The 12,332-nt window shown below is 34.9% G+C and carries 11 protein-coding genes and 1 pseudogene; 3 read left to right on the top strand and 9 right to left on the bottom strand.

What is annotated here, in order from left to right; genetic code table 11:
* Positions 1-7: 7 nt before the first annotated feature.
* From HHL23_RS04675 to HHL23_RS04660, 4 genes are all read right to left on the bottom strand, one after another.
* The gene (locus HHL23_RS04675) at positions 8-694 is read right to left on the bottom strand and encodes a hypothetical protein (protein WP_169233650.1); all 687 of its coding nucleotides are present in this window, start codon (positions 692-694) and stop codon (positions 8-10) included.
* Between the two features lie 68 nt (positions 695-762).
* Entirely contained in the window at positions 763-1,149 is a 387-nt protein-coding gene (locus HHL23_RS04670) for a DUF423 domain-containing protein (protein WP_169233649.1), read from the bottom strand.
* Position 1,150: 1 nt separating this feature from the next.
* On the bottom strand, positions 1,151-2,230 hold the full coding sequence (locus tag HHL23_RS04665; RefSeq protein ID WP_169233648.1) for a hypothetical protein: 1,080 nt from the start codon (positions 2,228-2,230) through the stop codon (positions 1,151-1,153).
* A 166-nt stretch (positions 2,231-2,396) separates the two neighbouring features.
* Positions 2,397-3,725, bottom strand: a complete 1,329-nt coding sequence (locus tag HHL23_RS04660; RefSeq protein WP_169233647.1) for a hydroxymethylglutaryl-CoA reductase, degradative — start codon at positions 3,723-3,725, stop codon at positions 2,397-2,399.
* A gap of 143 nt (positions 3,726-3,868) precedes the next feature.
* On the opposite strand from HHL23_RS04660, the gene HHL23_RS04655 reads away from it, so the two are divergent.
* The 3 genes and pseudogenes from HHL23_RS04655 to HHL23_RS04645 all read left to right on the top strand — a co-directional run.
* The gene (locus HHL23_RS04655; RefSeq protein WP_169233646.1) at positions 3,869-5,128 is read left to right on the top strand and encodes a putative DNA modification/repair radical SAM protein; all 1,260 of its coding nucleotides are present in this window, start codon (positions 3,869-3,871) and stop codon (positions 5,126-5,128) included.
* A 36-nt stretch (positions 5,129-5,164) separates the two neighbouring features.
* Positions 5,165-5,923 (top strand): TIGR03915 family putative DNA repair protein, encoded by a 759-nt coding sequence (locus HHL23_RS04650; protein ID WP_169233645.1) that lies wholly within the window; start codon positions 5,165-5,167, stop codon positions 5,921-5,923.
* Between the two features lie 91 nt (positions 5,924-6,014).
* A pseudogene (locus HHL23_RS04645) lies at positions 6,015-6,235 on the top strand (winged helix-turn-helix transcriptional regulator); the annotation flags it as partial.
* A gap of 117 nt (positions 6,236-6,352) precedes the next feature.
* Here the strand turns inward: HHL23_RS04645 and tnpA are convergent.
* From tnpA to HHL23_RS04620, 5 genes are all read right to left on the bottom strand, one after another.
* A complete protein-coding gene (gene tnpA, locus HHL23_RS04640) occupies positions 6,353-6,787 on the bottom strand; it encodes an IS200/IS605 family transposase (RefSeq protein ID WP_169233276.1) in 435 nt (144 codons plus the stop codon).
* Positions 6,788-7,006: 219 nt separating this feature from the next.
* Entirely contained in the window at positions 7,007-8,935 is a 1,929-nt protein-coding gene (gene nagB / locus HHL23_RS04635) for a glucosamine-6-phosphate deaminase (protein ID WP_169233644.1), read from the bottom strand.
* 91 nt (positions 8,936-9,026) lie between these two features.
* A complete protein-coding gene (locus tag HHL23_RS04630; RefSeq protein ID WP_169233643.1) occupies positions 9,027-9,953 on the bottom strand; it encodes an SDR family NAD(P)-dependent oxidoreductase in 927 nt (308 codons plus the stop codon).
* Positions 9,950-11,029: a phosphotransferase enzyme family protein gene (locus HHL23_RS04625; RefSeq protein ID WP_169233642.1), complete on the bottom strand. Its 1,080-nt coding sequence runs from the start codon at positions 11,027-11,029 to the stop codon at positions 9,950-9,952. Before HHL23_RS04625 ends, HHL23_RS04630 begins: the two co-directional genes overlap by 4 nt.
* Positions 11,030-11,129: 100 nt before the next feature.
* Positions 11,130-12,044 carry a nucleotidyltransferase family protein gene (locus HHL23_RS04620; RefSeq protein ID WP_169233641.1) on the bottom strand — a complete coding sequence of 305 codons (915 nt, stop codon included), beginning with the start codon at positions 12,042-12,044 and terminating at the stop codon, positions 11,130-11,132.
* Positions 12,045-12,332 lie beyond the last annotated feature (288 nt).

Here is a 12,332-nt window from a genome sequence, read left to right as displayed (position 1 = left end):
GTTTTTACTATTCAAATTTTAATACAATCGGTTGGGAAAACTGTTGTACAATAGGCTTTTTGTTATAAAGGAGCGGTTTTTCCAAACCTTCAAGAGCGTACAGGAATAATGCACTGATTAAATTGAATTCTGTCCCGGATGATCCGCTGTATTTTACGTTTTTAAATTTCCCATCCACATCAATGAAGAAATTCAAATGACATCGATATATTCCCTCACTATCGTCTTCTATTAAATACACCGGGAAATCAACGGTCAACCGTTTTTTTAAGTCTTCAAGCTGTTTGTAATTTTCAACTTCAGCAATATCAACAGAATTAGTTTTTATTTCACTTTGGGCTGCCGTTTCTACCGGAGATACAGGAGTTTTTGCCTGCATTCCGGTCGTTGTTTTAAATGAAATACTTTTATTTACCTTCCCGATGATGACATCTTTATCAAATATACTTTGGTATAGGTTTTCCAGGCTCTGTATTTTTTCAATGTAAAAAACTTTATATTTCTTACTATATAGATCAGCATTTTTTTTGTAATTATAGTGACTGATGCTATCTGAAAAACGCTTTTGAATAGTTTTCACTTCCGTTAAAATAGTCTCGTTCATAAATTTCTTCTTCTCCTGTGCTTCTACTTTATGAACACTAAGAGAAAAAATAACGAGGGTCATCAAAAACAAGGTAAAGCGGCTATTCATCTTTTAATTTTAAAGTATGGAAATTGAATAAAGTGAGCATAACTCTTTTTATACCCAAACTGAAATGATTATATTTTTGTCTTGGCGAAATACCAAATCAGCATTGCCCAGCTTATAATCATAAAAAGACCTCCAAGCGGAGTAATGGGTCCTAAAAACTTCAGGTTTGCGCCCAAATAATCCTGTAAACTAAGGAAGTAGATACTAAAAGAAAACAGCATGGTTCCCGCAATCATTAAAATGGAGATCCATTTCTGTGATGAAGTATCAAATTTTAAAATATACCCAACAATCAATAAAAAGAATGCAGCATACATCTGATATCTCACTCCCGTTTCAAAACTTTCAAGTCTTTCCACGGATAATATTTTTTTTAAAGCATGTGCTCCGAAAGCTCCCAAAATAACGGACAGCATTCCATAGGCAGCACCAAAAATTAAAGTAATTGTTTTCATTTTATAATTCTTCTAATTCTAGATTTAAATATTTTCCTGTTTTATAATCCTGCCAGGTTCCGGTGATCTTATTTCCTTTTTTATCAGCTTCTATAAAAGCTCTCGGAATCCATTTTTCCAATTTTTCATCGTAGTGGTCGTTTTCCGTGATGGAAATATGACCTCCTTTAATCTTCCCATCCCACTCTATCAGTTTTTTATTTTTATCATACCAATACATTGCAGAAAAAGAATTCTCCCCCTTATCGGTGTAAAGATGTTTGATAAAAACGGTAATGAGATACTTATGGTCTATTTTTCCTTTCAGCAATTTATACTGAAAGCTTGTGGCATCCGGTTTTTCAGAACCCGACAAAAGATTTTTTGCGTACGGGCTCCAGTACTTTTCCAGATCTTTGTAAGGAATTTCAATGGTGTGACTTCCCAGATCATCCAATGCTCTCATTGCATGATTGGAACATCTTCCGGCCACAAAAGTCAGTTGATTTTTACCAAAATAAAATTCGATGTATTCTAAGGTATGTTCCATAAAACAGTCTTCATACATCGCAATCTGATCCTGAACTTCTTCTCCGGGATTCTTCTCAGCTCTTAACTGAGTAAGAAATTCATCCACCCTTTTTTTGACGTTCTGATTGATGATATTCTCGAATGTTTTGACAGCATTGGGCTGAAACAAATCCGTACAGTTGATAAAATTCCCCGTCCTTAAATCAAAATTATTCCATTTTGAAAATCCTTCAGGATAGGCTCCCGAAGCTTCACCGTCTATCCCGATGCTTACAATATTTTTAGGCGTTTCCAATTTCTCCCAGCTGTAGAAATAGAGATAGTTGGTATAGGAATTCGCAGCCGTAGAAGCCTTCTTAAAAGGATCAGAACCGGAATTCGGGATATATTCCAGCTCATTGACCTGCAAAAAGGTATTGATCTTGGTTTCGACCAACGGATTTTCCGAATAGGAAACTACCGGAAATACAGCATCTTCAGATTTCGGCTGGAGATCACTGATCTTTACATTTTTCTGTTGTGAAAAACTTAAACCTGAAATCAATAGGAAGAAGAGGATGTTCCGTTTCACTATTTCGATTTTATATAGATTAAAATAATTTTTGCCACCAAGGTTGAAATCCCCAATATGATAAAGACATTGGAAAGTTTTTTAGAATTTCTAAAACCCGGGGAAGTCGTTTTCTTTAAAAAGATCCCGAAGATGATAAAGATGACGGGTAAGATAATCTGCAGCATTATTGAGCTCTTAATCTGTTGAATTCATTAATAACCTCATGATGACTTACCGTTTTATCTTTAAAATAGGCAACAAAATGCTGCTTTTCAGCTTCTGTAGCGCCCAGTTGATTTAAAATATTCAATAAATGCATTTTCATATGCCCTTTCTGGATGCCTGTAGTAACTAAAGAACGAAGCGCTCCAAAGTTTTGGGCAAGACCGGAAACAGCCAAGATACTCATCAGTCCCTGTGCTGAAGGTTTTCCAAGAAGTGCCAGTGAGAATTTCACCAATGGATGGAGATTCGTAAGACCTCCCACCACTCCTACAGAGATCGGAAGATCGATCCAGAATCTGAAAATCCCGTTATCTGTTGTACAGTGTGTTAAAGATCGGTATTGTCCGTCTCTCGCTGCATAAGCGTGTGCGCAGGCTTCTGTTGCCCGGAAGTCATTTCCTGTGGCAATTACCACAGCATCTACTCCATTCATTACGCCTTTGTTGTGGGTCGTAGCTCGGAAAGGTTCTATTTCAGCGATAGTAACAGCCTGTTTGAATTTTCTTGCAAATTCTTCATTGGAGATTCCACTGTCGTCTTTTAAATCTTCAATTTTACAGGAAACCTCAGCTCTTACGATACAGTCGGGTGTAAAATTGGAAAGAATATTCATCACTACCTGAAGTGAGCTTTTCTCTTCCTGTGTAAAATCTTCACTCGTTGCAATTTCCTGCTTCAATGTTTTTCCGAACTGCTCAAGACATGAATTAATAAAATTCGCACCCATGGAATCTACTGTATCGAAGCTTGCTTTAAGCTGGTAATAGTTGGGCATTTCAGAAGTTTTATCAACTAATTTAATATCCAAAATTCCACCACCCCGATTTCTCATGTTCGCCGTGATCGCTTCGGTTGCTTCATATAATTTCTTCTTCAAATTAAAATTAAAGAAATGCTGAAGCTTATGAGATTCTACATTGAATATAAAGTGGGTATGTCCTAATTTTTCGTTGTTGATAATGGTTGTCTTAAAACCCCCTTTATCGATCCAGAATTTAGCGGCTTTAGAAGCTGCTGCCACTACTGAACTTTCTTCTACAGCCATCGGAAGGGCAAATAATTTTCCGTCAATTAAGAAATTCGGAGCAATTCCGTAAGGCATATAGAAATTGGAGATCGTATTTTCAGAAAACTCTTCATGAAGTTTCTGGAGATCAGCATTTTCGTTCCAATATTGTTTTAATATATTTTGATATTCTTCGTTTCCTTCAAGGTATTCGCTGACAAGCCAATCAATTTTGCCCTGTTTGGTAAGTTTAGAGAAACCTTCTACCGGTTTATGATTCATAGCATAAATTTAATATGCGTAAAGATAGTAATTTTGAAAGTCTCCATTGTTGATAACTTCTATCGAAAAAGATTGATATTTATCAATTTTGGAACTATTTTTGAACACTATTTTGATACAAATTATAACATCCGGTTAAAAATATGAATTTTGAACGCCTGAAAGAAAAACTCGAAATCCTTGCTGATGCAGCGAAATATGATGTTTCCTGCTCATCCAGCGGAGGAACGAGAAAGAATAAAAAAGGCGCTTTGGGAGATAGTTCCGTAAGCGGGATCTGCCATACCTATACAGAAGACGGACGCTGTGTTTCCCTGCTCAAAATTCTGCTGACCAACCACTGTATCTACGACTGCGCATATTGTGTATCCAGAAGTTCCAATGATATTAAAAGGGCAGGTTTCACTGTAGAAGAAGTGGTTGACCTTACAATTAATTTTTACCGCAGAAATTATATTGAAGGTCTGTTTCTGAGCTCCGGTATTTTTAAAAATGCAGATACTACGATGGAGCGTCTGGTAAGAGTGGCAAAAAAATTACGGACTGAAGAAAATTTTAACGGTTATATTCATTTAAAATCTATTCCTGGGGCAAGTGATGAGCTGATGCAGGAAGCTGCTTTATATGCAGACAGACTCTCTGTAAACCTTGAAATTCCTACGGAAAGCGGGCTGAAATTACTGGCTCCTGAAAAGAACCGCCAAGATATGATCAATCCGATGCGCTATATTCAAAAAGGTATTGACCAGTATAAAGATGAAAAGAAAATTTTCAGAAAAGTGCCGAAATTTGCCCCTGCCGGACAGTCTACGCAAATGATCGTGGGAGCAACCAATGAAAACGATTTGCAGATCATCAAAGTGGCAGATCATTTTTATAAAAATTTCAATCTGAAAAGGGTCTATTATTCGGGATATGTTCCCGTTTTGGAAGACAAAAGACTGCCCTCTCTGACGACGGAAGTTCCTATGCTTCGTGAAAACCGTTTGTATCAGTCTGACTGGCTGATGAGATTTTATGGTTTTAAAGCTGAAGAAATTTTAGATCCTCATATGCCGTTTCTGGATCTGGAAATAGATCCTAAACTGAGTTGGGCTTTGAGGCATCTTCATCAATTTCCGGTGAATCTGCAGACAGCGGATTATCAAATGATTTTAAGGATTCCGGGAATTGGCGTAAAAACTGCGCAGAAAATCATTCAGGCTCGTCGTTTTCAGGTTTTAAATATGGATCATTTGAAAAAGCTGGGTGCCGCTGTCAACCGGGCAAAATATTTCATCGATTTCAATGCAGGAAATGCTTATTTGCGATATTTAACAGATATAAATTTGAGAAAGCTGTTGGTAGGCGGAAGTTCTTCCAAGTTTCACAATCAGTTTTCACAGCAGCTGAGTTTGTTTTAAAAATAATCTTCAAAAAATAATTTCACCTGAATCACCATGACCACATTACTTTATGACGGAAGTTTCGATGGCCTTTTAACCGCAGTATTTGAAGTGTTTGAATACCAGTATAGAGATGTGGAAATTGCAAGCAAGGAAAGGTTTCATCAGGAAAATATTTTTGCTGAAATTCATGAAGTGATTACGCAAAGCGATAAAGCGGAAAGAGTATTCAACAAACTGGAACAGCATATCGGAAGATCGGGCGTTCACCAGCTCCTGAAAGTTTTCCTGTCGGAAGATCCGGAACGGGAGCATCTTATTCTCTCTGCTGTAAAGCAATCGATCCAGCATCCTGATAAAAATATTCTTCAAAATTATGCAGATGAAGATATGCTGAAAATTTCAAAGATCTGTAAATCTGTAGACCGGGAAAGACATAGAATGACGGCTTTTGTCCGGTTTGAAAAAATGCAGGATGGAGTTTTCTTTGCGAAAATAGATCCTGATTTCGATGTTCTTCCCCTGATCCGTAAACATTTTAAAGACCGTTATCAGGATCAAAAATGGATGATCTACGATTTGCAACGGAATTACGGAATTCTGTACGATCTGGATACCTGTGAGTTTTTTTATCCGGAAGAAAAATTAGATCTCCACAAATACCAACAGAAGTTTCATGATGAGGAGCAGAATTACCAAACGCTTTGGCAGCGGTATTTTACGAAAACCAATATCATAGAAAGGAAGAATTTAAAACTGCATGTGCAGCATGTTCCGAAAAGGTATTGGAAATATCTGACGGAGAAATGGTGATTTACATATGTTTGAAGTTTTTTTCTCCCGCAGATTTCTCAGATCACTCAGATCTTCTAATGGTTAAATTTTTAATCTTTCAATTTCAAGTCCGAGTGAATTTCTTCGTGGGATTGCTAAAGTTGACCGCAGAATTTTAAACAAGCAGCTTAATGAAATGGTGGAGAATGGCATTTTGGTTAAACAATCGTTTAATGAATTACCTCCAAAAGTGAGTATACATTAACGGAACTTGGAGGAAAACTGGTAGAGATTCTTTGGCCGCTGAATGATTGGGGGAAGCTTTTGATTCCTGAGGAGGAGAAAGTTTAAAGCATATTTATTTAATTCATGTTGAAAAATCTGTCATATTTGTGATTAACTAAACCACTATGGACTTAAAGTCCATAGGTTTGGTTTGTGGACTTAAAGTCCACGATTCGAGTATTACTACTCAATGATAAAATTACTTTGGTCTTGATCAGTTGGGTTTCGATGATGTTCCAAATACTCGTTAAGCATTTCATCCGTAATATTGCCAGTGCTCCAACAACCAAATCCTATTGCCCAAAAATGACGTCCCCAATAACGTTGTTTCAATTCAGGAAATTCAATTTGAAGTTTCCTAGAGCTTCGACCTTTGAATAGTTTAACAAGACTACTTATATCTTGATTAGGGCGATATTCTATATGCATATGAACATGATCTTTAGAGACAACTCCTTTCAAAATTCTAATATCTTCTGCCTGGCAAATTTGAAGCAAAATACTACGACAGCGTAATTTAATATCACCCTCCAATACTGGAAAACGATATTTAGTAACCCATACAATATGTGCTGTTAACCTACTTACACTATGACCATTGCTACGTTGATAATCCACAAAACAAAGATAACATTTTTAGAAACTGAAAGTAAAATGCACTAAAGTGCATAGTTTTAACTATTTCTGAGACCAATAAAACAGGGTTCTCATTAACAAATCTACTGCCTCACTGTTGTGGATGCTCGTTACTGAGACCATGACAGCTAAAAAAAAATCCATTCTTATCTACTACTGTATGACGTTTATATCCTTTGATTAAGGACATTGCCTAATTTTTTAGAATTCCCACCTTACAAAAGCTTCCATGGCAGCATAAGTTGCAAGTCCCATTTTATGATAAGTTTCTGCCGTTTCTCTGTTTCTTTCTTCTGCTCTTTGCCAGAATTCTCTCGTGTCTGTCCCTTGGAATACTACTCCATCTTTTTGAGATTGATGTTTGAAAATCCCATAGCGTTTCTCCAAAATTTGGTCTGGGCTTAGTGGAACTGCCATTTCTATTTCTTCTATAGACCACTCTTTCCATGCCCCTCTATATAACCATAACCAACAATCTTTCATGTATTCCTTCGATTTTAAATTTTTAACAGATTCAAAAATAGAATCTAAACACACTTTATGCGTTCCATGAGGATCTGCTAAATCACCAGCCGCATATATTTGATGTGGTTTTACTTTGTCTATTATATCTATTACAATTTCTATGTCTTCTTTGCTCAATGGTTTTTTTTCTATTCTGCCTGTTTCATAGAAGGGCATTTGCAAAAAATGAATCTGGCTGTCTGGTATTCCCACGTAATGGCAAGTGGATCTTGCTTCTCCTTTTCTTATTAAACCCTTTATTTGTCTTACTTCAGGAATGTCTATATCACTATTTTTTTTATTTTGCAAAAATTTGATTGCCTTTTCAAAAATCTTTTGCGCTGCACCATTTTCTATGCCAAACATTTCATTGTAATCACACACAAAATTTGCAAATCGCAATGCTTCAGAATCCGCTACTGCTATATTTCCAGAGGTTTGATAAGCTACATGAACTTCATGCCCCTGTTGGTGTAGTCTTATGAAAGTTCCACCCATACTAATAATATCATCATCTGGATGTGGACTGAATATAAGAACTCTTTTCTTAGCCGGGATTTTTCTTTCTGGTCTGTTACTGTCATCTGCTCCTGGCTTACCTCCTGGCCAACCAGTTATAGTGTGTTGTAATTTATTGAAGATTTGGATATTGATATTGTAAGCTGGCCCTTTGTCTGCCAACAAATCGCTCATTCCGTTTTCTATATAATCAGAATCGGTAAGCTTTAATATAGGTTTTTTTATTTTTTGGGCTAATCCCAAAACTGCTTTTCGGATTAATGCATCAGTCCATTCTATTTTTTCTACCAACCATGGAGTATTAATTCGGGTAAGTTTATGAGCTGTTCCTTGATCCAATACAAAAGTAGCGTTTTTGTGTTCTTGCAAATAGGAAGCTGGTACTAGGTTGGTAACCGTACCTTCTACGGACTCTTTTATAATTTTTGATTTAGATTCACCCCACGCTAATAGTATTACTCTTTTCGCTTCCATTATTTTCTTTACTCCCAATGTAATAGCTGTTCTAGGAGTATTTGGCAGTCCTAAAAACTCATTGCTTGCTGCTACTCTTGTGATATGATCTAATGCTACAAGACGGGTTTTGGAATTTTGCAAGGAGCCCGATTCATTAAACCCAATATGACCATTACCGCCAATACCTAGAATCTGCAAATCTATTCCGCCTAAGGCTTCTATTTTAAGTTCGTATTCAGTACAGTAGTCTGCTATTTCTTCTTTAGATAATGTTCCGTCAGGAATATGATAGTTTTCAGGAAGAATATCTACTTTATCAAACAATAACTCTTTCATAAAACGAACATAACTATGTACGGAATCTGGTTCCATAGGATAATATTCGTCAAGGTTGAAGGTGATTACGTTTTTGAAACTTAAGCCTTCTTCCCTGTGCATGCGTACCAATTCGGCGTATAAACTCTTGGGCGAGGAACCTGTTGCCAGCCCTAAAATACAAGGTTGTTTTTGAGACTGCTTTACACGTATAAGATCTGAGATCTCTTTTGCCACGGATTTTGAAGCTGAAAGTGAATCCGTGAATATAACTGTTTCTATCTTTTCAAATCTTTTTTCAAATCCTGTAGAGGAATCTATTGTGCTCTTTAACATATTAATTTGGTTTTTGGAAGGGCTAAAATTAAATTTATATATATAGAATTTGTATTTCTAAATTTTTTTTCAGTTATAAGAATACTATTTCTTACGTTTCAATATTTCTTCTATCATAGTAATCTATTGTTTCTAATAATGCTTGGTCTAATGAATAAAGAGGTTTAAATCCTAATTGTTGAAACTTAGAAGGATCTGCTGTTGAATGCTTAATATCTCCTGCCCGTTCTTCTAAAAAGACAATTGGTGATTTTGAATTAGTAATTTCAATAATCTTTATAACAAGCTCAATAATAGAAGTACTGTGCCCTAAAGCAACATTATAAATAGAATCTCCTTTTTCTGATGCAAAAATATTAGCCCGAACTATATCTTTTACATAAATGAAATCTCTAGTTTGATTTCCATCTCCATAAATAGTAATCGGTTCATTTTTCAATGCTTTATTTATAAAAATGGGAACGGCAGCTGCATAGGCAGAATTAGGATTTTGTCTCGAACCAAAAACATTAAAATATCTCAATGATACAGTGGGTATTTGCCATTGTTTTCGGTACATATCTAGGTAATATTCTCCATCTAATTTACTGATGGCATATGGAGTCATAGGTTTGGGAATCATGCTTTCTATTTTAGGAAGAATGGGATCATCTCCATAATTTGCAGCAGAGCTTGATAAAATAACCTTACAACCATAATTGCTTTTAGCAGCTTCTAAAACATTGATAGTTCCATGTGTATTGATATCAATACACTCCGAAATATTTACTAAAGACTCTGGTACACTTACTAATGCCGCGAGGTGAAAAATAGCTGTGGCTTCTTGTGCATATTGTAAAAGAATGTTTTTATCCCTTATATCCCCATTGATAAATTCTACATCTAATCCTTCCATATTTTTTTTGAATCCTGTCCTTAAATTATCTAATACGATAACATGATGCCCATTTTTTGATAGTTCTTCAGCAATATGACTTCCGATGAACCCTGACCCACCTGTAATGAGATATTTTTTCATAGATTAATTTCCATTTCGTTGTATTTTTGCTCTAAACTATAAATCAATTTGAATTGATTTTTGGTACGATCAAGATTGTGTTCAGAATATTTGGTTTTGAAATAAACATCATTATTGAGATAGTCTGTAAGAAATCTTAATCCTATAATAAATATCATAGTTTTTGCTGCTAAGGGTAAATATTCTATTTCGATTGGCGTTAAAGTTTCGCCTGTTTTTTCCAAAAAACCTCTAACATAACTTTTGTAAAATTCTAAATTAAACTCAACTTTTGATAAATCGATTTCGTCTTCTGTAGCTGTATTACAAATCGTACGAATAGCATCGCCGAAATCATAATGTACAATACCAGGCATTACGGTATCTGTATCTAACACACACATTCCGATATTTTTTTCATCAAAAAGCATGTTTGATATTTTAGTATCATTATGGGTAACCCTTATTCGTATTTTTCCTATTTCTTTGAGATTCTGAAGAATCTGCATTTCGTCTCTTAGTTTTGAAACCCAATTGATATAAAGTTCTGCTTTTTTAAGACGATCAACTCTAGCGCTTTGAAGAGCAAGTTTATATTGCTGAAAACGGAAAGACATATCATGGAATTTTGGAATTACCTCTACGAGCTTAGAATTATCTAAATCTGATGTTAGATTTAAAAATTCTCCCATTAATTTACCTCCTTCGTACGCAATTTCACTATTAGTTACTACTTCATGTGTTTTTCCCTCTTCAATATAGGGCATCAGATTCCAATAATTGATTCCATCCGTATAATAAAAATTTTCGCTGCTTTTTGCTTTAATAAAGCAAAGTACTTTTTTTCCAATTTCTTTTGGGGATAAATAATTTAACTTATTTAATAGATGATTACTAACAGTAACCTTATTACTTATAAGACCGGGAACATTTTTGAATACATTGTGATTAATGCACTGTAAAACATAATGTTCATTGGCATCAGTAAGAATAAGAAATGTATCATTTATGTGCCCTGATATTAGTTCGCTATACGATTGAAAATTAAACTTGTGTTCAAACTGATCAAAAATTGATTGGATCTCTTTTTCTCTCATGGCCTTTGGTTCTGGATTTGTTTTCAATATAATGCTGTAGGAAATTTTTAATAAGTACTATTTGAGGAAATAGGATAAATTTACTAGTTGTCATGTTAGATTATTCCCATAAGTTCTCTGGATAAAGTTTCTTCATTCTTAATTCTGAAATAGCTTTTTGCACAATTTTTTTATCTTCAGGATATGTAACTCCGAACCACTTGTCGTTAGATTTCAGTAATTTCACATTAGCTTTTCTAGATCCTATACTGTCGGCAACCAAAGTTGGTAAATAGTATTCTGCTTTTAAACTTCCTTTATTTTTTTCCAAAAATCTTCTAAAAGAATCATCAACAAGTTCAAAGCACTTTGGTGTGAATCCCCAAAAATTCATTGATACTGTTACATCCCCTTCAATTGTTGTAAAGGTCTCATCTTCTTCTTTGTACCTTAATTCGTTTTTATTTTTCTCTATGTGAGTTCTTTCAGTCACGTTTAATAAGTTTCCATTAAAATCTACATCACATACCCCTCGGGAAACATAACCATGATCTGAAACCGTATTTTTCAATAAATAACCTATCATACTAAAATTATAAGAGTTGATGTCTGTTTCTTTTAGAAAATCATACATAACCATAAAGGCATCTCTCCCATAAAAATCATCAGCATTAATAATGGCAAAATTTTCGTGTACCACATCTTTAGTAAGTAATAATGCATGCCCGGTACCCCATGGTTTGGCACGTTCTGTATTAAGATATTTTGCTGGAACAGTATCTATTTCCTGAAATACATATTCTATTTCGGCTTTCCTTTTTAATTTTTTTTCAAATATCTCTTTAAATTCTTTTTCAAAATTCTTACGAATGATGAAAACAAATTTCTTAAAACCTGCTTGCAATGCATCATATAAAGAAAAATCTATAATAGTATCTCCCTGTGGTGTAAATGTGTCTATCTGTTTGAGACTTCCGTATCTACTGCCCATTCCAGCTGCTAAAACTATTAGTGTAGGGTGGTGATTTGTATTCATTTTTTTTTAATTAAGTCATTTAAACTTTTTTAGTTTTATAAAATTTCTTCAGAGCTATTATTATAGAAGCTATATAATTGAAAGACTTCCAACTCGATACTGTTTTGTCAAAACGGTTAAGCAGTGATCTAAAGCTGTCTAGCCATTGCAGTTGTTCTTTCTATAGCAATCTTTCCCTGTATAAAATTTCATCAAAATAACAATCTTCCGTATCTGTTCCATTCCGTTTATTGAAAGCAATATTGGGGTAAAATATCCTTACTTTCACAGTGTTTTCTGATATTCCAG

The organism is Chryseobacterium antibioticum (genome assembly GCF_012927325.1).
In the GTDB taxonomy this organism is placed as follows: domain Bacteria; phylum Bacteroidota; class Bacteroidia; order Flavobacteriales; family Weeksellaceae; genus Chryseobacterium; species Chryseobacterium antibioticum.
Note: the sequence above shows the minus strand (reverse complement) of the source record. Positions and strands in the feature narration are given on the sequence as shown.

Bases quoted from the DNA above. Each gene is read 5' to 3' on its own strand.
- HHL23_RS04675 (WP_169233650.1), bottom strand. From the start codon at position 694: ATGAATAGCCGCTTTACCTTGTTTTTGATGACCCTCGTTATTTTTTCT.
- HHL23_RS04670 (WP_169233649.1), bottom strand. From the start codon at position 1,149: ATGAAAACAATTACTTTAATTTTTGGTGCTGCCTATGGAATGCTGTCC.
- HHL23_RS04660 (WP_169233647.1), bottom strand. From the start codon at position 3,725: ATGAATCATAAACCGGTAGAAGGTTTCTCTAAACTTACCAAACAGGGC.
- HHL23_RS04655 (WP_169233646.1), top strand. From the start codon at position 3,869: ATGAATTTTGAACGCCTGAAAGAAAAACTCGAAATCCTTGCTGATGCA.
- HHL23_RS04650 (WP_169233645.1), top strand. From the start codon at position 5,165: ATGACCACATTACTTTATGACGGAAGTTTCGATGGCCTTTTAACCGCA.
- nagB (WP_169233644.1), bottom strand. From the start codon at position 8,935: ATGTTAAAGAGCACAATAGATTCCTCTACAGGATTTGAAAAAAGATTT.
- HHL23_RS04630 (WP_169233643.1), bottom strand. From the start codon at position 9,953: ATGAAAAAATATCTCATTACAGGTGGGTCAGGGTTCATCGGAAGTCAT.
- HHL23_RS04625 (WP_169233642.1), bottom strand. From the start codon at position 11,029: ATGAGAGAAAAAGAGATCCAATCAATTTTTGATCAGTTTGAACACAAG.
- HHL23_RS04620 (WP_169233641.1), bottom strand. From the start codon at position 12,044: ATGAATACAAATCACCACCCTACACTAATAGTTTTAGCAGCTGGAATG.